This is a genomic window from Mycobacterium sp. AZCC_0083 (assembly GCF_014202335.1).
Taxonomy (GTDB): domain Bacteria; phylum Actinomycetota; class Actinomycetes; order Mycobacteriales; family Mycobacteriaceae; genus Mycobacterium.
The window spans coordinates 62,290-88,801 of record NZ_JACHGP010000018.1; the positions used below are offsets into that span (position 1 = coordinate 62,290).

The 26,512-nt window shown below is 66.1% G+C and carries 20 protein-coding genes; 16 read left to right on the forward strand and 4 right to left on the reverse strand.

The window, feature by feature from the left end:
* Both HNP02_RS42315 and HNP02_RS33870 read left to right on the forward strand, forming a co-directional pair.
* Positions 1–228: hypothetical protein (locus HNP02_RS42315; protein WP_221318345.1), on the forward strand; the 228-nt coding region annotated here is incomplete at its 5' end.
* A 44-nt stretch (positions 229–272) separates the two neighbouring features.
* Entirely contained in the window at positions 273–1,658 is a 1,386-nt protein-coding gene (locus tag HNP02_RS33870) for a hypothetical protein (RefSeq protein WP_184445047.1), read from the forward strand.
* A gap of 22 nt (positions 1,659–1,680) precedes the next feature.
* On the opposite strand, the gene HNP02_RS33875 is transcribed toward HNP02_RS33870, so the two are convergent.
* Entirely contained in the window at positions 1,681–2,421 is a 741-nt protein-coding gene (locus tag HNP02_RS33875) for a hemolysin III family protein (RefSeq protein ID WP_184445048.1), read from the reverse strand.
* A 56-nt stretch (positions 2,422–2,477) separates the two neighbouring features.
* Here HNP02_RS33875 and HNP02_RS33880 point away from each other — a divergent pair, with 56 nt between their 5' ends.
* The 4 genes from HNP02_RS33880 (at position 2,478) to HNP02_RS33895 (ending at position 5,692) form a co-directional block, all read left to right on the forward strand.
* On the forward strand, positions 2,478–3,266 hold the full coding sequence (locus tag HNP02_RS33880; protein WP_184445049.1) for a (2Z,6E)-farnesyl diphosphate synthase: 789 nt from the start codon (positions 2,478–2,480) through the stop codon (positions 3,264–3,266).
* Positions 3,267–3,296: 30 nt separating this feature from the next.
* The gene (locus tag HNP02_RS33885) at positions 3,297–4,655 is read left to right on the forward strand and encodes a hypothetical protein (RefSeq protein WP_184445050.1); all 1,359 of its coding nucleotides are present in this window, start codon (positions 3,297–3,299) and stop codon (positions 4,653–4,655) included.
* Positions 4,656–4,774: 119 nt separating this feature from the next.
* A complete protein-coding gene (locus tag HNP02_RS33890; RefSeq protein WP_184445051.1) occupies positions 4,775–5,185 on the forward strand; it encodes a hypothetical protein in 411 nt (136 codons plus the stop codon).
* Between the two features lie 99 nt (positions 5,186–5,284).
* The gene (locus HNP02_RS33895) at positions 5,285–5,692 is read left to right on the forward strand and encodes a hypothetical protein (protein ID WP_184445052.1); all 408 of its coding nucleotides are present in this window, start codon (positions 5,285–5,287) and stop codon (positions 5,690–5,692) included.
* 73 nt (positions 5,693–5,765) lie between these two features.
* Here HNP02_RS33895 and coaA read toward each other — a convergent pair whose 3' ends face one another.
* Entirely contained in the window at positions 5,766–6,704 is a 939-nt protein-coding gene (coaA, locus tag HNP02_RS33900; protein WP_184445053.1) for a type I pantothenate kinase, read from the reverse strand.
* A gap of 30 nt (positions 6,705–6,734) precedes the next feature.
* Between coaA and HNP02_RS33905 the strand changes: the two genes are divergently transcribed.
* The 8 genes from HNP02_RS33905 (at position 6,735) to HNP02_RS33940 (ending at position 21,986) form a co-directional block, all read left to right on the forward strand.
* On the forward strand, positions 6,735–7,937 hold the full coding sequence (locus HNP02_RS33905) for a DUF885 domain-containing protein (protein WP_184445054.1): 1,203 nt from the start codon (positions 6,735–6,737) through the stop codon (positions 7,935–7,937).
* A 37-nt stretch (positions 7,938–7,974) separates the two neighbouring features.
* Positions 7,975–9,435, forward strand: a complete 1,461-nt coding sequence (locus HNP02_RS33910; RefSeq protein WP_184445055.1) for a glycine hydroxymethyltransferase — start codon at positions 7,975–7,977, stop codon at positions 9,433–9,435.
* 75 nt (positions 9,436–9,510) lie between these two features.
* On the forward strand, positions 9,511–10,338 hold the full coding sequence (locus HNP02_RS33915) for an acyl-ACP desaturase (protein WP_184445056.1): 828 nt from the start codon (positions 9,511–9,513) through the stop codon (positions 10,336–10,338).
* Positions 10,339–10,542: 204 nt separating this feature from the next.
* Positions 10,543–11,856: a PhoH family protein gene (locus HNP02_RS33920; RefSeq protein WP_184445057.1), complete on the forward strand. Its 1,314-nt coding sequence runs from the start codon at positions 10,543–10,545 to the stop codon at positions 11,854–11,856.
* Between the two features lie 86 nt (positions 11,857–11,942).
* Positions 11,943–12,824: a polysaccharide deacetylase family protein gene (locus HNP02_RS33925; RefSeq protein ID WP_184445058.1), complete on the forward strand. Its 882-nt coding sequence runs from the start codon at positions 11,943–11,945 to the stop codon at positions 12,822–12,824.
* 593 nt (positions 12,825–13,417) lie between these two features.
* Positions 13,418–16,066, forward strand: a complete 2,649-nt coding sequence (locus HNP02_RS33930) for an AAA family ATPase (RefSeq protein WP_255507285.1) — start codon at positions 13,418–13,420, stop codon at positions 16,064–16,066.
* A gap of 45 nt (positions 16,067–16,111) precedes the next feature.
* Complete coding sequence (locus HNP02_RS33935) at positions 16,112–18,733, forward strand: AAA family ATPase (RefSeq protein ID WP_184445060.1); 2,622 nt, start codon at positions 16,112–16,114, stop codon at positions 18,731–18,733.
* 214 nt (positions 18,734–18,947) lie between these two features.
* Positions 18,948–21,986, forward strand: coding sequence for a hypothetical protein (locus HNP02_RS33940; protein WP_184445061.1), 3,039 nt, complete (start codon positions 18,948–18,950; stop codon positions 21,984–21,986).
* Positions 21,987–22,069: 83 nt separating this feature from the next.
* Here HNP02_RS33940 and HNP02_RS33945 read toward each other — a convergent pair whose 3' ends face one another.
* Entirely contained in the window at positions 22,070–24,025 is a 1,956-nt protein-coding gene (locus HNP02_RS33945; protein ID WP_184445062.1) for a sensor domain-containing protein, read from the reverse strand.
* A 213-nt stretch (positions 24,026–24,238) separates the two neighbouring features.
* On the opposite strand from HNP02_RS33945, the gene HNP02_RS33950 reads away from it, so the two are divergent.
* Positions 24,239–25,201 (forward strand): NAD-dependent epimerase/dehydratase family protein, encoded by a 963-nt coding sequence (locus tag HNP02_RS33950; protein ID WP_184445063.1) that lies wholly within the window; start codon positions 24,239–24,241, stop codon positions 25,199–25,201.
* Positions 25,202–25,239: 38 nt separating this feature from the next.
* On the opposite strand, the gene HNP02_RS33955 is transcribed toward HNP02_RS33950, so the two are convergent.
* The gene (locus HNP02_RS33955) at positions 25,240–25,632 is read right to left on the reverse strand and encodes a VOC family protein (protein WP_184445064.1); all 393 of its coding nucleotides are present in this window, start codon (positions 25,630–25,632) and stop codon (positions 25,240–25,242) included.
* Between the two features lie 194 nt (positions 25,633–25,826).
* On the opposite strand from HNP02_RS33955, the gene HNP02_RS33960 reads away from it, so the two are divergent.
* Entirely contained in the window at positions 25,827–26,453 is a 627-nt protein-coding gene (locus tag HNP02_RS33960; protein ID WP_184445065.1) for a response regulator transcription factor, read from the forward strand.
* Positions 26,454–26,512 lie beyond the last annotated feature (59 nt).

The window sequence follows — 26,512 nt, forward strand, 5'->3', positions numbered from 1 at the left end:
GTAGACCTGGCACAGGGGGCAAAGGTCCTGTTCTCGAGCCGCAGCCCGCACCTCCTGAGCCCGGCACCGTTCCAGCGGCCGCTGTCGGTAGACCTGGCACAGGGGGCAAAGGTCCTGTTCTCGAGCCGCAGCCCGCACCTCCTGAGCCCGGCACCGTTCCAGCGGCCGCTGTCGGTAGACCTGAGACAGGGGGCAAGGGCCCGGTGTACCAGCCCGCACCTGTCGTAGGAACACCTCCTACAGTCCAGGTTCCTGCTGCCAAAACTCCGATCGTGAACGTGCCTTCAGGCGGAACGCCCGGCCCGTCACCCGGAGGCTCGCCGGGCGTCCCAAGCATCGGTGGCTCGGGCGGTCCGTCTGGCGGCGGCGCACCAAGCCCATTGGGCAACACGTCATCGCCCTCGGTGTCGCCGGCCGCTTTCGACCCCACGCAAGCAGCGGCGGCTGGGCCCCAGACAGCGGGCGCCGTGCCGCAGACGCCCGCCCAGGCGTTTGGGCAGGGGCTTGCCGATGCCGCGGCAAATGGCAGTCCGACGGTGCAGGCCGCGTCGGCGCCACCGGTATCGCCGACGGCGCCGCCGGTGTCCGCGCCGATCACTGATCAGTCAGCCCCGGCTCCGCCGTCCGCTTTGCCGGGCACGCCCGGCGGTCCCGTCGGTGGCGGGCCAGCGGCGCCCGCGGCTCCGGTGGGCGGTGGCCCCATGATGGGCGGTCCGGTCGCGCCGTCGATGCCGTTGGGTGCGCCCGCCACGCCGCCGCCGGCCGCGCCGCTGCCGCCCGTGAATCCCGCGGGTCTCGGGCCGGTCGTGCCGCCGATTAACCCAAATGCCGGCGCCATCGCCGGTGCCGCGATACCGGTGTCCGTGGCACGCGCGGAGCGGGACGCGATTGCGAGGTCGATGCGGCGTGCTCCCGGCAACGATCCTGCGCAGGTCGCGCGGCGGATCGCTGCGGCGCTTAACGCGGAGCCGTCAGTCGATTTCGGGTTCTACTGGATGACGGCCTTGGCGGCGGACGGCACCATCGTCGTCGCCAATAGTTATGGCATCGGCTACATCCCGGAGGGGGTGAATCTGCCGGAGCAGGTGAAGGTGGCCTCGGCCGATGAGTCCATCTCGCCGGCGGATCGTGGTCGGTGGGCGACCTATCCGCTGTTGACGTTGCAGGGCTGGGCGCAGCATCACGCCGTGGGTCTGCGGCAGGTCATCGCGACCGAGGCGCAGTTCAAGGGATTCGACGCGGGGGCGGCTCGGATTACCTTGCAGCCGGACGACATTCCCGAGAGCGGGCAGATGCAGGGCCGGTCCCGGTTGGAGGTGATCGCTCCCGCGGCCGCGGCAACCTTGGCGGCGGTCAGTGATGCCCGGTTGTCCGAGGTGTTGCCGGTCGCTCAGACCGACGTGAACCCTCCTGCCGACGAGACCTTCACCAAGTGGTTCGAGGTGATGAAGCCGATGATGAGCGAATCCCCCGACCGTGGGCAAGCTCATCTGCGAGCGTTCGTCGACTACGCCGACCACGCGCAGGAGAAGTATCTCTTCATGGCGCACAACGCCATTGACGCCACCGCCCAACGCGCGGCCATCGCCGACTGGATCTATTGGCAGCACCTCAGCGTGCTCATGTCGGACGCATTGGTAGGGCTGCAGCCGGCGTGAGATTCTGCCAGCCCAACTAGCTCTAAAAGACCGCGAACCACATCGCGATGTAGTGACAGATCGCCGCCACCGCCGTGCAGGCGTGGAAGAACTCGTGATGCCCGAACGTCGTCGGCCACGGATTCGGCCACTTCAACCCGTAGAGCACGCCGCCGATGCTGTACAGCGCGCCACCGACGATCAGCAGCACCAGCGCTGCCACCCCGGCGCCATGCATGATCGGCACGATGAAGAACGCGGCGACCCAGCCCAACAGCAGATAGAGCGGAACACCGACCCAGGCCGGCGCCGACGGCCAGAACATCTTCAGGAACACGCCTGCGATCGCCCCGCCCCAGACGATCCAGAACAGCACCATGCCCTGGTTCGACGGCAGGGCCAGAAGGGCGAACGGCGTGTAGCTGCCCGCGATGAACACGAAGATCATCGAGTGATCGAGGCGCTTCATCCACTTGCGCTTGGTCGGTGACACCCAGGTCACCCGGTGATAGGTCGCACTGACGGCGAACATCGCCACGATCGTGAACGTGTAGAGCAGCGTGGCCAGCCCGGCGCGGGTGCCCTCGAGCGCCCACGACACCGACACCAGAGCGGCGCCTGCGATGAAGGCCACGACCGCCGAGTAGAGGTGAATCCAGCCCCGGGCGCGCGGCCTGCCGAGGAATTGGGCGACGCCGTCGGCCAATGCCTCCGGTAGGTCTTCGGCCTCTCCGCGCGACGAACCGGGACGCTCGGAGTCCGCGGTATCGATCGAAGTGGTCACAACACCTCCTCTGACTGCCAGGGGACTAACCGATTCCCACAGTAGTCTGGATCTTCGTGGACCTCATTCCCCCGCGACTCAAGGAACCGGCCTACCGGGTCTACGAGATGCGGCTGCGCCAGGAGCTGGCGCGCTCCCGAGCAGACCTACCTCGGCATGTCGCCGTTCTGTGTGACGGGAACCGGCGTTGGGCCCGTGACGAGGGTCACGACGACGTCAGCTACGGCTACCGCGTCGGGGCCGACAAGATCGCCGAGATGCTGCGGTGGTGCCAGGACGCCGGCGTCGAACTGGCCACGGTGTACCTGCTCTCCACCGAGAACCTGCAACGCGATCCGGCCGAGCTGGCAGCGCTCATCGAGATCATCACCGGCGTCGTCGAGGAGATCTGCGCACCCGCCAACCGGTGGAGCGTGCGCACCGTCGGCGACCTTGCGCTGCTCGGCGAGGAGCCGGCCCGCCGGTTGCGCGAAGCCGTCGACTCGACCACCAACAACGGCGGATTCCACGTCAACGTCGCGGTGGGCTACGGCGGACGCCAGGAGATCGCCGACGCCGTCCGCGCGCTGCTCGGCAAGGAACTCGCCAACGGCGCGACGGCCGAGCAACTCGTCGAAGCCGTCACCGTCGAGGCGATCTCCGAGAACCTCTACACCTCCGGGCAGCCCGACCCCGACCTGGTGATCAGGACCTCGGGGGAGCAGCGACTGTCGGGATTCCTGTTGTGGCAGAGCGCCTATTCGGAGATGTGGTTCACCGAGGCGCATTGGCCGGCCTTCCGGCGGGTCGACTTCCTCCGGGCCCTGCGCGATTACACCCGTCGGCACCGGCGTTACGGCGTGTAGGCCGAGCGGGCAACGTGTCAGACTGGTGACATGGCGGCGATGTCCGCAGTGGTCTTCGGTCTGAGCTGGTGGCTCGGGCTCTATCTGCTGGCCCGCGATCCGCGTAAACCCGTGCTGGTGCTGGCCGCGATCGGGCTGATGAGCTTCGCCGTCGTCGTCGCCCTCGACGCCGTTCGCGTCAGCAGAGGTCCGTACGCCGAACTGCTCAGCCGCATCGAGGTGTACATCGTCGTCGTGCCCGGCATCGCCTGGTTCGCCGTGCTGCTGGAGCTCTCCCGGCCCGGCGACACCTGGCGCAGCCGCGTCGGGGAACTGGGTGCGATCGCCGTCGTCGCGGCACTCGCCCTGACCGGCGCGACGCTGGCCGGTGGAGTGAATGGTCCACTGCGCCTTGGACATTGGGTGATGTTTGGGGTCACCTCCGTCTCGACTCTCGGTGCGATGGCCGTGGCGGTACGACGCCAGAGCAGGCCGCGGCGGGTGCGCCGGGTTGCCGTCGTAGCGACCCTGTTCTTTGCGCTCGGCAACGCGATCATCGTCATACCGCTCGGGTTGGTCCCCAGCTGGCTGGCGCTGGCGGGCACCGGTTTCGACCTGTTGCTTCTCGGCATCGCCGTCGCACTGTGGGACGCATTCGACGAAGGGCAGGCGCTGCGCGCCGACATGCGCCGGTCGTTCGTCGGCAGCGTCGTCGTCGCCGCGCTCTTCGGCGGACAGGCCCTGATCGGCATGGCGGTCACCGACGAGCACACCGCGCTGACGGTGCTGCTGTTCACCAGCCTGGCGATCGCCCTGTCGATCAACGTGCTTGCCGACCCGCTCGCCGGGGTGCTCGACCGACTGGCGTTCTCCCGCTCACCCGACCTGCGCGCCGACCGTGCCACGTTGCGTCGCACCGAATCTGCGCTGCCGCTGCGTTCGCAAAGCCCGCTCGACGGCATCGACGACGACACCTTCGTCCGACTGACGCGGCGCGCGCTCGGCCACTACGGCGATCTGTCCAAGCTCGTCGCGAGCCCGCTGACCGCGCTGCCCGTCATCGACGATCGGCTGGCCCAGCGTGGCGTGCCCGACCAGCCCCTCGAACGGGCCAACGAACTCAAGGCGCTGCTCGCCGACCGCATCGCGGCGCTCAAGCCGCGTGACGGCGGCGACTTCGGCACCACCGAGCAGTGGCGCCACTACAACTCGCTCTACTTCCCCTACGTCGTCGGCGTGCGGGCCTACGCGCAGAACGCGACGGCCGCCGGTCTGGACCCGGTGGCCCGCCGCGCCTGGCAGTGGTTCGTCACCGAGGTGCCGCAGCGCTCGCTGCACAACTGGCAGAACGCGGCAGCGCGCGTCATCGCCGCGGACCTGCGCGGGACCCCGGTACCCGCGACTTCGTAACCCCTCTGACCTGCGGCTGGCAGTGATTGGCAGCGTCAGGCGTCGATCTGGCAGTGGTTCCTGAGCAGTGTTCGTGGTGTCAGCAACACCAGCACAGCCTCACCGCCGAGGAGCCCACGATGACCGCCACGATCACCACCCGCCCCCTGTCCAGCAGTACCGATTCCCTGCTCCGATTCGCGATGCGCGCCGACGCCACCCTGTGCGCAGGCACGGGCCTGCTCATCGCCATCGCCGCCGACCCGCTGTCCCGATTGTCGGGACTGTCCGCCACGTCCGAGTGCATCGCGGGTGCCGCGCTCGTCGCCTACGGCGTGACGTTGTACGTGCTCGCCGCCGCACCGGCCATTCGGCGCATCGGCGCCGGCATCATCGCCGCGAACGTCGTGTTCGCCATCGTCGCGCTGGTGGTCCTGGCGGCCGGCGTGGTCCCGCTGACCGCCACGGGCGTCGCCATGATGCTCGCCACCATCGCGTCCACTCTCGGCTTCGCCTACCTGCAGTACCTCGGAGTGCGCCGTCTGGCGTGACTCCCTCCGAACCGGTGCGCGGCCGCCCGCCGCAAGAGGTTACGGCGTGCGGCCCGCACCGGCCTCTCCGCTCCACTCACCAAACTGAAGGGAAGTTCCATGACTGCCATCACCGTTCCAGCGACCACCACCCGCGACTCCTTCCTGCGATTCGCGCTACGCCTCGACGCCGTCGGCAGCGGCCTGATGGGCGTCGTGGGCCTCGCGTTCGGCCCGCAGATCGCCGAGTTGTCGGGCACCACCACGAGCTTCGAGTACACCGTCGGCGCGCTGTTCGTCGCCTACAGCGCTGCCGTGCTCTTCTTGTCCTCGCGGCCGTCGGTGCGCCAGACGGGCCGCGTGTGCGCCATCGGCAACCTCGTCTACAGCGTCGCCACGGTCGTCGCCGTGCTCGCCGGCGTCTTTCCGCTGACGACGGCGGGCATCGTGGGCACCGTGGGTAGCGGTGTCTTCACCCTGGTGATGGCCGACCTGCAGTACCTCGGCCTGCGCCGCCTGCGCGCCTGACCATGTGAGTTCGGCACGCTGGGTTGCGATGAGCGCAACCCAGCGTGCACAAATCGCGTGAGGGGTGGGGAGGTTAGAGCTTGCGGAGCCGCAGCCGGTTGATCGAGTGGTCGGCGTCCTTGCGCAGCACCAGCGTCGCGCGCGGCCGGGTCGGCAGGATGTTCTCGATCAGGTTGGGTCGGTTGATCGAATGCCAGATGTCGCGGGCGGCGAACACCGCCTGGTCGTCGGTCAGCGTGGAGTAGTGGTGGAAGTGCGACTGCGGATCGGCGAACGCGCCGGCGCGCATCGCCAGGAAGCGTGAGACGTACCAGCCCTCGATGTCCTCGATGCGGGCGTCGACGTAGACGGAGAAGTCGAACAGGTCGGACACCATCAGCGCTGGACCGGTTTGCAGGACGTTGAGGCCCTCCAGGATCAGGATGTCCGGATGCCGGACGCACGTCTGGTCGCCGGGCACGATGTCGTACAGCAGGTGCGAGTACACCGGCGCACACGCCTGATCGGAGCCCGACTTAACCGCGGTGACGAATCGCATCAGGCCGCGCCGGTCGTAACTTTCGGGGAAACCCTTGCGGTGCATCAGGTTTCGCCGCAAAAGCTCGGCGTTGGGGTACAGGAAGCCGTCGGTGGTGACCAGGTCGACGCGGGGGTGATGCTCCCAGCGGGCCAGCAGCGCCTGCAGCACGCGGGCGGTGGTCGACTTGCCCACCGCGACACTGCCCGCGACGCCGATCACGAACGGCACCGGGCGGTCCGGATTCTGCTGCGGCTCGCCGAGGAACTCAGCCGTCGTGGCGAACAGCCGTTGACGTGCCGCGACCTGCAGATGGATGAGCCGGGCCAACGGCAGGTAGACCTCTTCGACTTCGAGCAGGTCCAGCTGCTCACCGAGGCCGCGCAACCCCGTCAGGTCTTTCTCATTGAGCTTCAACGGAGTCGACATGCGCAGCGCCTGCCACTGACTGCGGTCGAACTCGACGTATGGACTCGGCTCGCTGGTCCGCGCCATGTGTTCAGTCTTGCATTTACGGTTGGGGGTATGGACTCCGCCACCCTCATCAATGAGTATCTGCTGCTCGGTCTGCGATTCGACCGGGTCGAGGAGGGATACGTCGACTCATTCACGGGAGATCCCGCGTTGCGCCGCGCGGTCGAGTCCGAGCCCGCGCCCGACCCGGCTGCTCTGGCGCGGACCGCCGAACGACTCTTGGCCGAGGTGCCCGGCGCCGACGGTCTCGACGCCCAGCGCGCCGACTACCTCGCTGCGCACCTCAAGGCGTTGGCGTGCGCGGGTCGCAGGTTCGCAGGCCAAGACGTCGGGTTCGTCGAGGAGGTCCGCGACTACTTCGACGTCGACATCGTCAAGGGCGATCCCGAGCGGTACCGCGAGGCGCACCGCAAGCTCGACGACGCGCTGGGCGGCAGCGGCCCGCTCGCCGAGCGGATGCAGGCCCACCGCGACAGCGAGGAGATTCCGCCGGAGCGGCTCGAGGAGTGCATCCACGCGTTCTCCAGCGCCCTGCGCGATCGGGTCCGCGCCGAGTACCCGCTGCCGGACACCGAGACGATCGTCTACGAGGTCGTCACCGACAAGCCGTGGTCGGGGTTCAACTACTACGAGGGCGACTACCGCTCCACCGTCGCCGTCAACGCCGACCTCAAACAGCAGATGTCCAACCTGCCGCGCCTCGTCGCGCACGAGTCCTATCCCGGTCACCACACCGAGCACTGCCGAAAAGAAGCCGGGCTCGTCGCACGGGATGGCCAGGCCGAGCAGACCATCTTCCTGGTCAACACCCCGCAGTGCCTGATGGCCGAGGGCCTGGCCGATCTCGCATTGCACGCCGCGATCGGGCCGAAGTGGGGCGCCTGGGCCTCCGAGATCTACGCCGACCTCGGCCTGCGCTTCGACGGTGAACGGGCCGAGGCGATCTCGGAGGCGTCCGCGGCGCTGGCCGACGTCCGTCAGGACGCCGCGCTGATGTTGCACGACGAGCACCGCCACGTCGACGACGTCGCCGTCTTCATGCAGCGCTGGCTGCTCACCAACGAGGTCAGGGCGCGGCAGTCGCTGCGGTTCCTGTCCTCACCGCTGTGGCGGGCCTACACCAGCACCTACGTCGAGGGGTACCGGCTGCTGCGTGGCTGGCTGGACGCGCGGCCCGCCGAGGTGACGCTGGGGGAGCGGTTCGGCCGGCTTCTCGACGAGCCGTTGATCCCCTCGAGTTTGCGGGCGGGCTGACCCCGACGGGCGCTTGCCGAGGATTAGGCTGGTCGGCATGACTGCTGACTCCGTGACTTCCTCCGCAGGCCTCGGTGCCGAGTACGCCGACACCGCGAGCGCCGCGTACCGCGCGGCGTTGGAGGTCATCGAATCCGTCGAACCCCGTATCGCGGCCGCGACGCGCAAGGAGCTTGCCGACCAACGGGATTCGCTCAAGCTGATCGCCAGCGAGAACTACGCCTCGCCCGCGGTGCTGCTGACCATGGGCACCTGGTTCTCCGACAAATACGCCGAGGGCACCATCGGGCACCGGTTCTACGCCGCCTGCCAGAACGTGGACACCGTCGAGGCGTTGGCCGCCGAGCATGCCCGCGAGTTGTTCGGCTCGCCGTACGCCTATGCACAGCCGCACTCCGGCATCGACGCCAACCTGGTCGCGTTCTGGGCCATCCTCGCCACCCGCATCGAAGCGCCGGGGCTGGCCGAGCTCGGCGCCAAGCACGTCAACGACCTCTCCGAGGCGGACTGGGAGACGCTGCGCGCCAAGCTGGGCAACCAGCGTCTGCTCGGCATGTCGCTGGACACCGGCGGACACCTCACCCACGGCTTCCGGCCCAACATCTCCGGAAAGATGTTCCACCAGCGCAGCTACGGCACCGACCCGGAGACCGGGCTGCTCGACTACGACGTCGTCGCCGCGGCCGCCCGCGAGTTCAAGCCGCTGATCCTGGTGGCGGGCTACTCGGCCTACCCGCGCCGGGTCAACTTCGCCAAGATGCGCGAGATCGCCGACGAGGTCGGCGCGACCCTCATGGTCGACATGGCGCACTTCGCCGGCCTGGTCGCGGGCAAGGTCTTCACCGGCGACGAGGACCCGGTGCCCCACGCCCACGTCACCACGACGACGACGCACAAGTCACTCCGCGGACCGCGCGGCGGGTTGGTGCTGGCCACCGAGGAGTACTCCGGCGCCGTCGACAAGGGCTGCCCGATGGTGCTCGGCGGACCGCTGAGCCACGTCATGGCCGCCAAGGCCGTCGCACTCGCCGAGGCCAGGCAGCCGTCGTTCCAGACCTACGCCCAGAACGTCGCCGACAACGCCAAGGCGCTGGCCGACGGGTTCCTCAAGCGCGACGCCCGGCTGGTCACCGGTGGCACCGACAACCACCTCGTGCTGCTCGACGTCACGTCGTTCGGGCTGACGGGCCGTCAGGCCGAGTCCGCGCTGCTGGACGCGGGCATCGTCACCAACCGCAACTCCATCCCCAACGACCCCAACGGCGCCTGGTACTCCAGCGGCATCCGGTTCGGCTCCCCCGCGCTGACCACCAGGGGCTTCGGCGCCGACGACTTCGACCGCGTTGCCGAGCTGGTGGTCGACGTGTTGAAGAACACCGAGCCGCACGCCACCTCGAAGGCCAAGTACACGCTGGCCGACGGAATGGCCGAGCGCGTGCATGCGGCGGCGGCCGAACTCCTGAACGCGAATCCCCTGTACCCGGGGTTGTCGCTGTAGGTCCTGCGATCGGGTCCGTTGACACGCGGTACCCAGATTTCCGGGAACATGTGAATCCGGGTTACAGTTACTTTCATGGCAGATAAACCGGTCGCCAACGCGCTGATCCTCGAGCTCGAGCCGGTCGTGGACGAGAACCTGGCCCGCCACCTCGCAACCGAGGAACTCTGGTACGCGCACGACTACGTGCCGTTCGACCAGGGTGAGAACTTCGCCTTCCTCGGCGGCACGGACTGGGATCCGTCCTCGGTGACGCTGCCCAAGCACATCACCGACGCCCTCGAGATCCTGCTCATCACCAAGGACAACCTCGCCGGGTACCACCGGGAGATCGTCGAGCACTTCATCCTCGACGGGCGATGGGCCCGCTGGATCGGACGCTGGACCGCCGAGGAGCACCTGCACGCCGTCGCGCTGCGCAACTACCTGGTCGTGACCCGCGAGATCGACCCGTCCGCCAACGAGGACGTCCGCGTCGCCCACGTGATGAAGGGCTATCGCGCCGACACCTACAGCCAGATCGAGACACTCGTCTTCATGGCGTTCTTCGAGCGTGCCCACGCCGTGTTCTGCCGCAATCTGCAGGCGCAGATCGAGGAGCCGGTGCTGGCGGCCATGGTCGGCCGGATCGCCCTCGACGAGGAACGCCACGAGGAGTTCTTCGCGAACCTGGTCGCCCACCTCGTCGCCAACGACCGCGACGTGACCGTCGCGGCGATCGCCAAGCGCGCCGCCGCCATCGAACCGATCGGCGCGGACATTGAGGCCTATCAGGACAAGGTCCAGCTGGTCGCCGAGAGCGGCATCTTCGACGCCGCCGCGCTGAAGAAAGTCCTCTCCGACCGCATTACCGCATGGGGCGTCGCGGACGCTCCCGAGCTCGCGAAATTCGTCACCACGTAGTTAACCGAGTGGACACATTTCGGCCACGGCGCGCCTGCGCGGCGCAATCCTCGCGTCGGGGGTAGCGTCGGTTTCGATGGCCGACATGCTCTGCTATCCGGGCGGTATCCGTCGTTTCGACGAAGACGGGACCGGCCCCGGTCCTGGTACCGCGGTAACCGCCGAGGGAGTTCGTGCGGTGCCGCACGGGCCTAGGAGCGCCACGTGACTGATTCGTCCGTTCGGACCTATGTGCTCGACACCTCCGTGCTGCTGTCCGATCCCTGGGCGTGCACTCGGTTCGCCGAACACGAAGTCATCGTTCCATTGGTAGTCATCAGCGAATTGGAGGCCAAACGCCATCATCACGAGCTGGGCTGGTTCGCCCGCCAGGCGTTGCGGATGTTCGACGATTTGCGATTGGAACACGGACGGCTAGATCAACCGATTCCCATTGGCACGCAAGGCGGTACGCTGCAGATCGAGTTGAATCACAGCGACCCGACGGTGCTGCCCCTCGGCTTCCGGACCGACACCAACGACGCGCGGATCCTGACCTGCGCGGCCAACCTCGCGGCCGAGGGCAAGCAGGTGACGTTGGTCAGCAAGGACATTCCGTTGCGGGTCAAGGCGGGTGCGGTCGGCTTGGCCGCCGACGAGTACCACGCCCAGGACGTCATCACGTCGGGCTGGACGGGGATGGCCGAGATCGACGTCGCCGCCGACGAGATCGACACGCTGTTCGCCGACGGTGAGATCGACCTGGCCGATGCACGTGATATGCCGTGCCACACGGGAATTCGCCTCCTAGGCGGAAATTCGCACGCACTGGGCCGGATCAACGCCGAGAAGAAGGTGCAGCTGGTCCGCGGTGATCGCGAGGTGTTCGGCCTCCGGGGAAGGTCAGCCGAACAACGCGTCGCCCTCGATCTGCTGCTCGACGAGTCGGTCGGCATCGTCTCGCTCGGCGGCAAGGCGGGCACCGGCAAGTCGGCGCTGGCGTTGTGCGCGGGCCTGGAAGCCGTGCTCGAACGCCGCACGCAGCGCAAGGTCGTCGTCTTCCGGCCGCTGTACGCCGTCGGCGGCCAGGACCTCGGCTACCTGCCAGGCAGCGAGAGCGAGAAGATGGGCCCGTGGGCTCAGGCCGTCTTCGACACCTTGGAGGGGCTGGCCAGCCCGGCCGTGCTCGAAGAGGTGCTCTCCCGCGGCATGCTGGAGGTACTGCCGCTGACGCACATCCGCGGCCGCTCCCTGCACGACTCCTTCGTCATCGTGGACGAGGCCCAGTCGCTGGAACGCAACGTGCTGCTGACGGTGCTGTCCCGACTCGGCGCCGGGTCCCGCGTGGTGCTCACCCACGACGTGGCGCAGCGTGACAACCTGCGGGTCGGCCGCCACGACGGTGTCGCGGCCGTCATCGAGAAGCTGAAGGGTCACCCGCTGTTCGCCCACATCACGCTGCTGCGCAGTGAGCGTTCGCCGATCGCGGCGCTGGTGACCGAGATGCTGGAGGAGTTCAGCCCCGGCGCATTGCCGTGATCTAAGCGGCTTGTGCACGCGCAGTTGCGTTCGCCGCGCTCGCCGCGACTGCGCGTGCACAAATCGCCAATCGGTAGGCTGCCAGTGTGCGAAAGCGGCCCGAAGGCGTGTCCTGGTCGTACTGGCGCATGCTGATCGGCGTGTGCGCGGGCATCGCCGTCGTGGTCATCGGCGGGTTCACGGGCCACGTCAAGCAAGCCAAGGCCGACGACGTCGACTGCGCACAGGTCAAGTGCATCGCGCTGACGTTCGACGACGGGCCGAGCCCGTACACCGATCGGCTGCTGCAGATCCTGAAGGACAACGACGCCAAGGCGACGTTCTTCCAGATCGGCAACAAGGTGGCCGCCAACCCGGAGGGGTCGAAGCGCGTCGTCGAAGCGGGCATGGAACTGGGCAACCACACGTGGGAACACCCGAACATGACGACCATTCCGCCCGAGGACATCCCCGCGCAGTTCAGCAAGGCCAGCGATGCGATCGAGGCGGCCACGGGTCAGCGGCCCAAGCTCGTTCGCACGGCCGGTGGCCTGATCAACGACCAGGTGCTATCCGAGGCCAAGAAGCAGGGCCTGGCCGACATCAACTGGGACGTCATCCCGTTCGACTGGGCCAACGACGCCAACACCGGCGCCACCCGCTTCATGTTGATGAGCCAGATCAAGCCGCACTCGGTGGTGCTGTTCCACGACACCTACTCGTCGACCGTCGACCTGGTGGAACAGTTCATCCCGGTGCTCAAGCACAACGGCTATCACCTGGTCACGGTCAGCCAGATGATCGGTCCGCGCGAGCCGGGCAGCAGCTACGGCAGCCGGGACAACGGGCCGGCGTCCAACGACCTGCTCGACATCCCACCCGCGGAGATCCCGTCGTTGCCGAACACGCCGTCGCCCGCGCCGATGCCGAACATCCCGATCACCGACATCCCTGGCGCGAATTCCGGCGGTGTCAACAACGGGGCCTGACGACCGCGTGACGACAACACCGCAGCTCGGATGCGTGCGATACCGACATTCGAGTAGCCCACTACTCTAGTCCGGGCGGGTCCACAGAGGTAACACTGGCGGCATGGCAACTCCACCGTGGCCGGGCACTCGTCGGCGACGGGTGTGCGACCACACCGATGTCGCGGGCTCCGCCATGCGCTCGACGTCGGTCCGTCGAAGTCCGTCCAGAACTGCGGTCTCCGGAAGCGGGCCCGGGAATTCTACGTCGTCATTCGTGCGAGTTACCTGTGTATTTGCTATGACTAAACAGGGCGGTTGGCTTGCGGGTGGCGTTCGCGTTGTGGCGAAAGGTCGGACAAACGGATGATTGCGCTGAGTTGCGACCGCAGGCAGATCTGTATGCGCCCGAAGCTGCGCGATGAACACGAACAGCGACCGTCAACGTGACCGCGTCAAGGGTCCTGTCGGCCTCGGCTGAGGGCATCACTTCACCGGATGATTCGGGTGGAGCAATCAGCTGCCGGCCGGTCTCACTCCGCGCGACGAAATCAATCGCACTCGGCACGTCGCACGCCGTACGCCGCATGCGGCGCCATGGTCAGCAGGTGCCGATGGACGCGGTTGCCGCGGGGTTGACCTCGCCGAGTACGAGTGGCCCACTCGTCGAGCGTGACGGAGTGTTGGCGGAGCTGGCCGAGTATGCCGACTCCGGTCTGTGGGGTGCCGGCCGTCTCGTCGTGATTCGAGGCGAGGCCGGGATCGGCAAATCGTCGGTGGTGCGCGCCTTCTGTGACGACTTCCGTAGTGGCACAGTAGCCGTCAGCCATTGCGATCCGGTGTCGGCGCCGGTTCCGCTTGGACCAATTCTTGGCTTGTGTGATTGCCTCGATCAGGACGTCCGCGCGCGGCTCGAGGGTGCGATCAGCGGCGAGGCGGGGGCGGGCGGTGTTCCGTACGCAGTCGCGTCGGCGCTCGCGGCCACCGCGCCACTGGTCTGGGTCATCGAGGACGTGCACTGGGCCGATAGCGCCACTCTGGACGTGCTGCGTTATGTGACACGGCGATTGGCCCGGATGCCGGTGTTGCTGGTGGTGACCTACCGCGACGACGAGGTCGGCCTGCGACATCCGCTGACGGTGGCGTTGGGTGACGTCGTCGGTTCGCAAGCCGTGGTGCGGATCGACCTGTCGCTGTTGAGTCTGTTCGGAGTACGCGCCCTCGCTGCGGCGCATCTGGACGTCGACGTTGCGGAGTTGCACCGGGTGACGGGAGGCAATCCGTTCCTGGTGACCGAGGCTCTGGCGGCTGGTTGGGCTAGCGATACGCCGGTAGCGGTTCGGTATTTGATGGGAGAACGACTGGCCCAGCTCAGCCCGAGCGGGCGGGCTGCAGCTAACGCGGTCGCAGTGCTGGGCCCCGACGCCACCGCGGATGTGGTTGACCGAGTGGCGCCGCATGAGGGTGACGGGGTTGCCGAGTGCGTGTCGGCCGGGATTTTGCATCTGGTCGGCGAACGTCTGGTGTTCCGTCACGAATTGGCCCGGCGTGCGGTATGTGGGGTTATTCCACCTGATCATCGCCGAGCGTTGCATGCAGCGGTGTTGGCCGCTCTGGAGTCGACATTGTCGGAGCGAGAAATCCTGCCGCAGTTGGCATTTCACGCTGAGGAAGCCGGCGACACAGCTGCGGTGTTGCGATATGCCCCTGCTGCGGCCGATCATGCCGCCGCGCTCGGTGCGCACCGCCAAGCCGTTGATCAGTACGCCCGGGCTCTGCGGCATGCCGGCGGTGTGTCGACGGAGGTCCGTGCCCAATGGTGGGAGGGCCGTAGCCACGCAGCGTACTTGTGCGGGTTGCGTGAACAGGCCGTTCAGTCGATGAGTGAAGCGGCCACATTACGCCGCGAGGTACGCGACGATCTGCGCGAAGGCGATGATTTACGCCTTCTTTCCCATCGGCTATATCCCCTCGGATCTGTTGCTGCGGTCCGAGAACTCGCCGACCGGGCGGTCGGGTTGCTGGAGCCGCTGGGAGCTACCCCTGAGTTGGCCTGGGCGTACGCCAACCGCGCACAGCTGGCATGCCTGACCTATGGTCATTCTGCGGTGGCCGACGATGCGCCGAAAGCGATACACCTCGGTCGCACGTCAGGTGCGTCGGTAGCGACGATGTGGGCCAAGGCATTCGAGGCCATCTCCATGGTTACCCGCTGCGCTGCCGATTGGTCGGCATTCGATGCGGTGTGGCAGGACGTGAAGTCGGATCCGGCGGCGGTCGAGGCCGCGGGTGTTACGGCCGTCATGGCGTCCTGGGTGGCCATGCAACATCATGATCGAGCCGCCGCCGAGCGGTATCTCCTCGACCCGACAGACTTTTTCGGCGAACACACCTTGCCAGGTTTTTGGCTGATCCGGCAGGGCACGCTCGCGCTTTTGGCACTCGATGCCGGGCAATGTGCGGAGGCCGAGACGTTGGCGGTCAACGTCCTCGACCGGGCCGACCTGACCCCGCTGCACTATCTGCAGGCCCAGGTGGCGGCCGCCACGGTGCGCGCACGCGCGGGACGCGGTGACGTATGGCCGCTGCTCGACCAGGCGCTGGCCAGTCATGATCGCGAAGACGTGATGCGCACCGGGATCATTTGGGCGGCGCGCATCGAGGCCGCGTGGCTCGCCGGTGACAAGGCATCCGCCCGGGTTGAAGCTGAGCGGGCGTTGTCGATGCTGACCGACGAGGTCGACCGCTGGGTGGTGGGTCGGATCGGCGCCTGGGCGCAGATCGTCGGTATCGAGCAGCCGGCCCTGCCGGCGCTCCCGGCAGGGCCGTACGCGCGTCAGCTCAGAGGTGACTGGCTGGGCGCGGCCACCGAATGGGACCGATTGGGCTGCCCCTACCAGGCGTCGATTGCGCGGCTGCACGCCGGCGCTAGCGACGTCGCCGAGGCCGGTCTCACGGCGCTCGAATCCCTCGGCGCACATGCTGCGGTGGCGATTGCTCGGGCCATGGTGCGGGCGCACGGTCGTCTGGCCCAACCCGGACTCGACGATTTCAAACTCAGCAGCCGGCAGTGGCAGGTTGCCGAGCTACTCGTCGCGCAGTGCACCGACCGGGAAATCGCCGACGCGTTGGGCATCACCCCCAAGACCGCTAGTCATCACGTGTCGGCGATTCTGGCCAAGCTCGGGGTGCGCACGCGTGCGGCGGCACGCCACCGGGTGCTGGAATCCCGCGACCGTCGGTACATGGTGGCGAGCGCGTGATCTGGCCGGACGTCCGTTGACCAGCACCCGGAATTCTTTGGCGCCATGGTATTTCCAGATCGACTGATCGAACGCGAAGAAGTACTCGGGTGGCTTGAGGGCCGGCTGAACGACGCGAAGGCCGGAGTCGGGCACGTCGCGGTCGTATCCGGGGAGGCGGGTATCGGTAAATCCGCGGTGGTGGCTGCGTTCCTGGCATCGCTGCCGATGGGCACCTCGGTGTTCAGCGGCGCGTGCGATCCGCTCGCTACTCCGGTACCGCTCGGTCCTGTGCTGGAGCTGCGCGACAGTCTGGCTCCAGACGTGGCAACGCACGTAACCGAGGCGCTGGACAACCCGCAGGGCTTGGCCGCTGTACCCGCCGCAGTCGTTGCGGCACTGGTTGATTCGAGTCCAGCGGTCTGGGTTATCGACGACGCGCAGTGGGCCGACCCCGCGACCTTGAATGTGCTGCGCTATCTGACCAACCGCATTGCGGGTATCCCAGTGCTGTTGGTATTGACCCATCGCATCGAGAACCTCGGCTCGGCGCACCCGTTCACTGCATTCCTCTCCGATGTCGCAAATAGTGAGGTGCTGTCGGGTGCCGATCTCGCACCGCTGACCCGTGACGGTGTGACAGCCCTCGCGGCCGTTCGGCCTGGCGTCGACATCGATCTGTTGTTTGAGGCCACCGGAGGGATTCCGTTATTCGTGGTCGAGTCGCTGGCGGCCGGACGCTATGATGTCGTGCCGCGCAACGTATCTGACCACGTGATCGGTCGGCTGGCCCGGCTCACCGCTGGAGCGCGCGCGGTGATCGACGCGGTTGCGGTGCTCGGACCTGACGCGACCGTCGACGTGCTTGCCGACATGGTCGCGGACGCGCAGTCGGAGCTGCCCGCAGGTGTGACGGCGGGGGTACTGCAGCACCGTGGGCAGGCCGTCGGGTTTCGGCACGAACTGACCCGCCAAGCTGTGCTCGAGGCGATCCCCGTCTTCGAGCGTCGTGCCCTGCACGCGTCCGTGCTAGCCGCACTGACGTCTGAGGGCCGCGAATGTACGTTGGCGCACTTGGCTTTACACGCCGAAGAAGCCGGCGACGGCGACGCAGTCCTGCGGTATGGGCCCCAGGCCGCAGAGCGGGCAATGGTTCTCGGGGCGTTCACCCAGGCCGCCGAACAGTACGCCCGCGTGGCCCGGCACAGTCTGGGACAACCCGCCGCGGTCCGGGCGTCGTGGCTGGAGAACCAGGCCCGAGCGGTGTACCTGTCCGGCCAGGTGGCGGCCGCGGCCGAGATCATCATCGAGGCCATCGAGCTTCGTCGCGAGGTCGGTGACTTGCTGCGAGAAGGTGACAACCATCGTTGGCTGTCACATTATCGGCTTTTCGCCGGGGCGCCGCTGGCGCAAGTCAGCGATGCCGCCGAGACCGCGGTCCGGATCCTCGAACCGTTGGGGCCGACGACGGAACTTGTTGGGGCATATGCGAATGCCGCACAGCTGTGCTTCGCCGTATTCGACCGTGACGGTGCGGTCGACTACGCGGCCAAAGCCGTGGCCATCGGGGCACAACTTGAGGCAGTTGCCGAGGTTACCTGGGCCCGGTTATTTGCCGAGCTGTCGGCCGTTCTCGCGGGTGAGGGCTGGGCCGCGTTCGACGCCGGCTGGGCGATCGCATGCGCGGACACGCGGACCGTGGAGGCCGCCGCGGTCGGGGGTGTGGTCGCCTGTTGGTTCGTCACCGCGAGTTACGATCTGGACCGGGCGGACCGCTACCTGACTGAGACTGCGGCTTTCTGTCATGACCACAATCTCACCGGTTTCGGGAGCCACACCCAGGGCATCAGCGCGACACTTTTGCTACACCGCGGCCGGTACGCGGAGGCTTCGGCTGCGGCGCAGGCGGTGCTGGCCAGGAGCGGACTGCCGTCGATGTTCCGGTTGCGCCCGTTGGTCACCCTCGCTCTGATCCACGCACGCACCGGAGACCACGACACCGTTTGGCCCATGCTCGACGAAGCGATCACCGGCCACGATGCCTCTTTCGTGTGTCTGACCGGAACGGTACTCGCGGCCCGTATCGAGGCCGCCTGGCTTGCCGGCGATCAGGACCGCGCACAGGCTGAGGCTCGCCAGGCACTGGCTGCCCTGCCCGCCGGTGTGGATGCGTGGACTCGCGGGCAGGTCACCGCTTGGGCCGCCATTGCCGGAGTATTCGCGGCACCGCTACCGCACAGTGACCATCCCCAGTACGCATTACAGGTGGATCAGCAGTGGGATGCCGCGGCCGCCGAATGGCGGCGACGGGGTTGTCCGTATGAGGCTGCCATCGCCGCGATCCACTCGAGCACCTCCGGGGTCGCTGCAGCCGCGGTAGGTGAGTTGCAGTCCCTCGGGGTGCACGCTGTGGTCGAACGCGCCCGCGACCTTGGTCGTCGCCGACATCAGCGTCGCTCGACTCAGGGCAATCCCTTCGGCCTCACCAACCGAGAGCGACAGGTCGCTGGTCTGCTCGCCGACCGGCACACGGACAAGGAGATCGCCGACATCCTCGTAATCAGCCAGAGAACCGTGAGCCACCATGTCGCGTCCGTTCTCGCCAAACTCGGCGTGACCAACCGTCATGCCGTCAGAGGTGTCTGGCGGCTTGACGCGGGAAGCGTTGTCCACCAATCGCTTCAGTGAGTTTCTGAGCTGTCGCCTCACCAGCTCACCTTGACCAACCCGTCGATGATCCAGACTTTGCCCGTCGGAGCACACGTCGGCGGGGAGTTCTGAGAGGTCGCCCGCTGGGTTGGTGCTGCGTAGTGCCCTTTGGGTTGCACTTTTGGGAAAGACCCAGCCAGAGGTTCCTGTCTAATCTGAGTAGGTGGAGCGAAGCCACGACGCCACAACTCCCGTGACCGCACCCGCCGCCCAGCGAGCAGCGAAATCCCGGGCTCCTGCGGCGGTGCTCGGTTTGCAACGGATGGCGGGCAACCGGGCCGTGTCGGCACTGATAACCGGCGGCCATCTGCCACCGTCGGGACGACCGCCGGTCGCATCGTCGTCGCCTCTGGTGAATGTGGCAGTGCAGCGGCAGAACAAACCTGATTCGAGCGCCCCGCCGGCGGATGCCCCCTCCGGGTCGAAATCTGGCGGCGCATTACGTGCCATTGGTATCAGTATGGCCGAGGCCGATCTGAAGAAGCTCGACGAGCAGTTTCCTGAAGGTGATTTCGTACTCAATCCGGTCAAAGTCGTGATCCACGGCCAGTATGGGTCCAACGCCGCGGCCGCGCGCCTCGAAATGCGGCAGATCGTCGGCAAGAACTACACACCGCGATCCGCCACATACCTCGTAGAGACCGGGGCGGGACGCGCGATCATCCTGGTCGGCGCCGACGGCGCGACGCGACTTTTCGACGCGGGAAACGTGGTCGGCTATACAGCAAGGGCAGTCAACGCCCTGCGCGCAGCCGGACTGGCGAAGACCCCTGAGATTGTGAAGATTTCGCACACCGATAGCGACCACCTGACAGATCTGGAGGCGGTGGTGAACGGCTGCGGCATGCCCAAGCCGTCGGTGGAGATCACGAAGCAGCAGTTGAATGATCCGGCGATCAAAGCTTTTGCGTCGATCCGGTTGACGGCCGTACGCAACCAGGTTGTGGAGATTGACGTCACCGGTGACGGACTCCATGTGCACCGCGAGGTGTCGGGCGCGCTGCAGGGGACCGACCTGCGGTGGGCCCCAGCCCATGCCGGGCTATCCGGAGGCGGCTCCAAACGGGCAACGAATGCCGGGAGTCCGGTGTCGATTGTGCGCGACCTGCTCACCGGCGAAGTGCGTGTCTACACGGCAGATTCCGAGCCAAGCACCGTTATGAAGATGTTCGACTACATCCATCCGTCGGCGATGCCCTACATATTCGGTGAAGGTCAGCTAAAGGAATTCGAGTTGCCTCACCACGGTGGTGCAAACACCGAGACGCGAAAAACCGAGGCGGGTCTAAATTACCTGAGATTCCTGCGACTGGCGTATGACGCCAGTGACGGCACATCCACCTTCTTCGCCCAGACGGAAACGGAGAAACTCGAACAGCAGACCAACCACGTGCGTTGCCTGCATGCGGCGGGGTTCCCGATCGAAACAGTGGTGCTGCCCAAAGCCGGCAGTTCCGGCATGAAGCAGGTCTCCGGCGGGGTCGCCAGTCCCTTGGCACTCACCCCTGAGGAACAGGCCGAGGTCGCAGCAAAAATCAAACCTGCCGAATCGGCACTGATGCAGTCCCGCAAGGCCGGTCACTCCGTACAGCAGATGCGAACGGCACTCGAGATCCAGATCGCGTCCGCTGAAGCCACCGGTTCCTCGGCGATCGCGACGTCGGCCCGAGCGACGCTTGCACAGTTGGAAAAGGAGGATGCGGCGCGCGTCGAGGCCACCAATTCGTGGTGGACCGCCGTCGCGGACGCCGTGAAAGCCAGCGGCGGATTCAACAAGAACTTCGACCCCTCCGGTGCGAGAGCGGCCGCGGACAAGCTCGGTGGGACCGAGATGATGAAGGCCGAGCGCCTCAACGAATTCGAGAGCTCGGTGAACTTCAACTCAGCGATGATGGAATCCGCCGGCCGGGTCTACGAACTCGCTTTGGGAATGACCGACGCGATGCTCAAGCAGGACCCAGTCACCATGACCAACCTGAAAACCCAGCAGGGCAACGCCTACCGCGAGGCGGTGCAACTCATGGGTTCGGCCAAGGTGCTGGAAACGGTTCGCGAGGCGTGGCGCACAGAAATGGCAAATCTGCAGAAGATGCAAGGCGAACTCATGAAGATGAGCGACGAAGCGGCTAGGGCCAAGCGGGACAACCGGATGGCGATGGCGTCGATGAGCGCGTTGGCCAAGCAGATGCAAGCCGAGGCGATGGTCAACGCCGCAAGCGAGGGTCGCGCCGGCATTCCGAAGGGGCCGGGCGGAGACATTCGGCAGGGCGCCCGAGTCGGAGCGGGTGCAATGGCCGCGTTGGAGGTCATCCGGATTGTCCTGGAGACGTGGGCCAACATCCGAAAAGGAATGGCTGCCGCAGAACTTCGGGCGGTCAAACGACAACTACGAGGGATGCAGAAGTTGCAGTGGTGGCTGGACGTCGGCGCCAGTCCTGGCGTCCAGCTCCTGGACGACGACGACAACCCACTGAACCCAGCGATTACGGATCTGGGTGTCATCAACAAGATCATGGCGGGAGAGAACATCGACAAGGTTGAGGTGTCGGCGCATCCACGAATCGTGATCGCTTCGCTCACCTCGGAAGACCAGCAGATGGCGGTGTCGAAGCTGATGTTCAATGCGGTGAATCTGAACGATTTTCACCAGCTGCTCTTCGACGCCCGGGCTCAGCAGGACGAGCAGAAACGGCCGCCCGTTGATGCAACGGACGACGGCAAGCAGTGGGGCGCCTACGTCTGGGACTTCAAGAAGAAGGACTACGTGCAGCAGGTCGATGCCAAGGCGTCGCAAATGTTTGCGAAGGTTTATCAGACCTGTTTCGACAACAGCGATGCCGAACTGAAACGGGACCAGAAGACCAGTGGTCGCGCCGCCGGCACTGTCGCGGTGAGTGGAATCTGGTTCAAGACGCGAGATTTCTACACCTTCTCTGGTGGTGGGCGACGGAAAAAGGAGTTTCCGTTCGAACCGGCCCTGTCCTTTCCGACGAAACGACCGAGCGGCGGGGACGTTCAGGCTAAAGCGGCCGACGCCACGACGTACGCGTACCTGCGCCAGTTCGACTGGCCGGTTTTGGGCGGGGGTGCCAAGGACATCCGCCCGGAAGGCTCGGGAAATGGTGGCGTCGAATTCCGGCCAAACGTCGACGGCTACTGCTTCGTGGACGCCTCGGACGTGGCGCTACGCCCCGAGCAGCCGGCGGAGACGAGCGCGGCCGCGCCAAAATAGCGCCCGAGCGGCGGACGACCAAACTACAAGAGGTGCTTGGCGTCGCGGGGACTTGCCGAGAATTCGATCGCGACCGATCGGTCCTATCTTGCCGCAGTGGCCAGGATCACGCGGACGACCGACCCGGCCTGGTCGTTGATCTTCCCGCCGGAACCGCATGCCAATGCTTCTGCGACGACATTGGACCAGACATTCATCGCATGCTGGCACTGATACCACTGCGGAACGTCGCCGGACACGTTGCGGAACTGCACGATCGTGGTGCCGAATTCCTGCACGTCCTGCAGTTCGGGGCGCCACGTGCCACCTGAGTCGGTCACGGATAGTTGTTGTCCGACACAGGTCTCCCACGTTTGTTTTGCGTCGGCCAACAATTTCTGTGCGGCCTCATCCGACGGCATGTGCGCGGTCGCTTGGCTGACCGAGAGATGATTCCCGGTTTCTCCCGACGCAGTCAGATCCAACTTCCGGAACGTCGTAAATCCACTCTGCTGATAGAGGCGACTCTCGCTGGCGAAGACTGCGTCGGCGCATTCGGGGTGGTTGACCAAATGCGATGAGTCGACCGGAGTTTCGGACGTCGATTCTTCGTGGACCGGTTCGCCGACGATCTTGCCTACCTCAGCGGCGGACGCCAGCAGTCCGCGGGATGGTCCCGAACCTGCCTGGGGTGACGGGGCGGGACTGACTGTCGACGGTGCCTGATTTGTCTCTTTCTGGCCTGACGGTGCGGTCAGTCGGGCTCCGAGGATTACCCCGCTAACGACGAGTGCGACGGTAGCGATGACACCGGCGCTGATTGACAGTGTCCGGCGCCGGCGTGCGGGGCTCGAATCAGGGGGTTCCGGTTCACCGGGGCCTGCGGACGGCGCTACGGTGTCGGGGGCAGGGGGACCCGCGTCGGCGGCGGCTGTGGGTTGGGGTGTGTTAATCGGTGGGGTCGTAGCACCCAGCGTGACAACGGTTTTCGGGTGATCCACGACATGGACCGGACTGTGGAGTTGGTTCAATACTGAGCCGATCAGCGAGGTTCGGGTCGCCCCGCCGATGCGGTAGATGCCCGCGAGTTGCTCAGGCGCCAGGCCTGCGCGGGCGATGGTGGCGTCGAGTTCGGCGAGTGTCGCCTCGAGGTCGGAGCGAATCAGATTCTCGAGTTCGGCCCGGGTCACGAGGACCGGCTGGGAGACCCGCACGCTGGTTTGCAGGACGGGCCGCCGATGTCCGCTGTCGTGGTCGCCAGGGTCGGTGGCCTGCACGGTCTGCGAGACCGACGGATTGGCCCTCTGGCCGTGGTGGTCGGCCAGATACGTGAACAGCCGATTGTCGAAGTCGTAGCCACCAAGTGGGTCGATACCGCCGGTAGCCAGAATTTCGAAGCCGGTATCGGTCCGGTGTAACACAGTCGCATCGAAAGTGCCTCCGCCCAAGTCGCATACGGCAAAGCAGGTTCCGTCGCCCAGGCCGCTTGTCGGACGATCCGAATTGTCCTCAGCGTCGGCCTGGGTGTCCTCGCGGCCTACGGTTGCGGCGGCACAGTGGGCGGCCGCTGCCACCGGTTCGGGCACGAATACGGGGTCAGGGAGTGAAATCCCGAGTCGAGAGCCGGCCAGCGTGGCGGCTTCGCGGAGTACGTCAATCCGAGCCTCGTTCCACGCCAGGGGATGGGTCAGCACCAACCTCGCCGGTGGGGTGCGGTTGTGTTGCCGGACAGCTTCGCCAATTACCACCGCGTAGATGGCTGCGATCAGTTCGGCGGGCCGAAACTCTTGGTCGCCGAGCAATATCCGCGAACGTCCCACTTGCCGCTTCGGGGTCGGTTCGTACCGGTCCTGGTCGTAGTCGGCGGCGTTGTCGGCATGTACGCCGACGATCAAGCCGGTGCTGTCGGCGAACACCGATGACGGCATGGTCGCGGCCCCGTTGGCCAGTATCAAACAGGAAACCGTGCCGTCGGGTTCCCGAACGGCGGCCGCCGTCGCGGCGGTACCGAAATCCACTGCAAGTACCCAGCCCGATGCGGGGGAAACCCAATCCGTCATCGCACCCTCCCCGCTGCGCCCCAGCGCGATGTGTTGAGGCACCTATTTGCTTGGTAAGCGTAGGGCTTCCACTCCTGCGGGCACGACCAATCCAGTCAATTCGATGTCGTCGCGCGATAAGTCCGAATTCCCCCAATTCGGAGCACTAATCTCTGTTAATCGCATACCGCAGATCCATCATCGTGAAAGGCCGACGCTGACGAAAGGTCTTCCATGCGTGTACTCGTGACCGGTGGCACCGGTTTCATCGCGGGATGGTGTATCGCTGCGCTCCTCGACCAAGGCCATGAGGTACGCGCTACCGTCCGCAACATCAGCGGCGAAGAGCACCTGCGGACCGTCTTCGCCGACCAATTGACGTTCGCCCATGCAGACCTGATCGCCGACGAGGGCTGGGCACCTGCGATGACGGGCATTGCCGGCCTGCTCCACGTCGCCTCGCCGTTGAAGGGCGACGACATGCTCACGCCCGCTCGCGACGGTACTCGGCGGGTCCTGGAAGCCGCTGCGGACGCGGGCGTTTCACGCGTTGTCGTGACATCGAGCAGTGCGGCAGCCACACCAAATCGTGGCGAGAGCGGGGTGTTTGACGAAACTCTCTGGACAAGCCCGCAGGCATCCGCCATCGACGCATACCGAGTCTCAAAGGTCCTCGCCGAGCGCGCAGCATGGGAAGTCGCCCACGCACGCGGACTCGCGCTCGCCACCGTTTTGCCCGGCGTCGTGTTCGGACCTCTGCTGTCGACGCGCAATATCGCATCCGTCGAAATCATCGACCGGATGCTCACCGGGATGCCGGGGGTGCCGAACATCGGGCTCAACATCGTAGATGTACGCGATGTCGCTGACCTGCACGTTCTCGCTCTCACCAACCCGCGGGCATTTGGTCAGCGGTACCTCGCGGTCTCCGAACTCATGTCGATGCCTGAGATCGCCGAGTACCTGCGAGCACAGTTGGGTAGTCGGGCCCCGCGCATTCCGACGCGCACCATCCCCAATTCCGTGATCAAGACTCTCGCCAAGGTAAGCCCCGAGATGCGGACGATTGCTCCCTTTCTTGATCGCAAATACACCTATTCGAACGCGAAGGCCCGCTCACTCGGCTGGGAGCCTCGGCCAGCCCGCGAAACCGTAATCGATTGCGCAGAGAGCCTGCTCGCGAACTCGTCGCTGTGATATCGCGACGTCCGTACCTGACGTCCGTGGCAGTACAACTAGCCGTCACTCGGCGACGCGACGGGCATGTGCGGCGCGCACACACAGAACTCGTTGCCGGCTGGGTCGAGCATGACCGCGAACGTATTGGTGAACCCGTGCGAGACCTCGTCATAGTCGCGCACCTTGGTGGCGCCGAGCGTCGTCACTCTATCGATCTCCGCGCCCAGCTCGTCGAGGTGATCGACATACAGATCGAGATGCCACCGGTTCTTTACTGTCTTCGGTTCTGGGACTGCAAGAAACGCGATGCGGGGCTGGACGCCGTCTGGGTCGATGATCAGGGACGGCAGCAACTTCACGTACCCCAAAGTGGCAGACCAGAACTCGGCGAGCACGTCCACCGTTTCAGCGCCGCAGTCGACCGTGATGCCCATCGACTCGAATGTCATGAAAGCCAAAGGTAGTGAACTGAACTGCCGCGGTCTATAGCCCGGCATCAACGGCTGACACGATGGGCGGGCGTGCCCCCGCGACCTGCATGTTGAGCGTTTGTTGAGCGAAGCTGGTCGGGCGTTGAGCCGCTGTTGAGCCGGCGGCGGATAGTGGTTGTCGACGCACGAACGCTCTAGTCGAAGGTTGATCGATGCAGCAGCGAGTTTGTACTTTTGTTTACGCCGACGATCCGATCCTGCAGGCTGGCGTGGTCAGCCAACTGCGCCTGCGCCCGGAGATCGACATCGTCGCAGCGAGCGAACTGAGCCGAGCCGACGTCGCGGTCGCCGTCGCGGACTCGCTCGATGGTGAGACGCTGCGGGTCCTTCAGGCCTTGCAGCGGGCGGACATTGAGCACACGGTTCTGGTTACCAGCGCCATCGATGACACCACAGTGGTCAGCGCGGCCGAGGTCGGCGTCAGTGGGCTGCTGCGGCGGGCGGACGCGACTCCCGATGTGCTCGTCCGGACCATCCAGCAGGTGGCCAACGGCGATGGCGTCCTCCCTTCGGACCTACTCGGGACATTGTTGGACCAGGTCGGCCGACTACAGCGGCAGCTGTTGTCGCCGCAGGGGTTGACGTTCGCGGGGTTGACCGATCGGGAGACCGCGGTGCTGCGCCTGATCGCAGATGGCCACGACACCAACGAGATCGCACAGCAGCTGTGCTACAGCCAGCGAACGGTGAAGAACGTGCTGCACGACGTGACGAGCCGCCTACAACTGCGCAACCGCTCGCATGCGGTTGCCTACGCCGTCAGAGCAGGGCTGATCTGAGCGCCGATCTGCCCGTTCGGGCAAAGTTTCCTGCCCTGATGGCGGGACGAGTGCTCGTT

Bases quoted from the DNA above. Each gene is read 5' to 3' on its own strand.
- HNP02_RS33885 (WP_184445050.1), top strand. From the start codon at position 3,297: ATGGCGGCGATGTCCGCAGTGGTCTTCGGTCTGAGCTGGTGGCTCGGG.
- HNP02_RS33890 (WP_184445051.1), top strand. From the start codon at position 4,775: ATGACCGCCACGATCACCACCCGCCCCCTGTCCAGCAGTACCGATTCC.
- HNP02_RS33895 (WP_184445052.1), top strand. From the start codon at position 5,285: ATGACTGCCATCACCGTTCCAGCGACCACCACCCGCGACTCCTTCCTG.
- coaA (WP_184445053.1), bottom strand. From the start codon at position 6,704: ATGGCGCGGACCAGCGAGCCGAGTCCATACGTCGAGTTCGACCGCAGT.
- HNP02_RS33905 (WP_184445054.1), top strand. From the start codon at position 6,735: ATGGACTCCGCCACCCTCATCAATGAGTATCTGCTGCTCGGTCTGCGA.
- HNP02_RS33910 (WP_184445055.1), top strand. From the start codon at position 7,975: ATGACTGCTGACTCCGTGACTTCCTCCGCAGGCCTCGGTGCCGAGTAC.
- HNP02_RS33915 (WP_184445056.1), top strand. From the start codon at position 9,511: ATGGCAGATAAACCGGTCGCCAACGCGCTGATCCTCGAGCTCGAGCCG.
- HNP02_RS33930 (WP_255507285.1), top strand. From the start codon at position 13,418: ATGGACGCGGTTGCCGCGGGGTTGACCTCGCCGAGTACGAGTGGCCCA.
- HNP02_RS33935 (WP_184445060.1), top strand. From the start codon at position 16,112: ATGGTATTTCCAGATCGACTGATCGAACGCGAAGAAGTACTCGGGTGG.
- HNP02_RS33945 (WP_184445062.1), bottom strand. From the start codon at position 24,025: ATGACGGATTGGGTTTCCCCCGCATCGGGCTGGGTACTTGCAGTGGAT.
- HNP02_RS33950 (WP_184445063.1), top strand. From the start codon at position 24,239: ATGCGTGTACTCGTGACCGGTGGCACCGGTTTCATCGCGGGATGGTGT.
- HNP02_RS33955 (WP_184445064.1), bottom strand. From the start codon at position 25,632: ATGACATTCGAGTCGATGGGCATCACGGTCGACTGCGGCGCTGAAACG.
- HNP02_RS33960 (WP_184445065.1), top strand. From the start codon at position 25,827: ATGCAGCAGCGAGTTTGTACTTTTGTTTACGCCGACGATCCGATCCTG.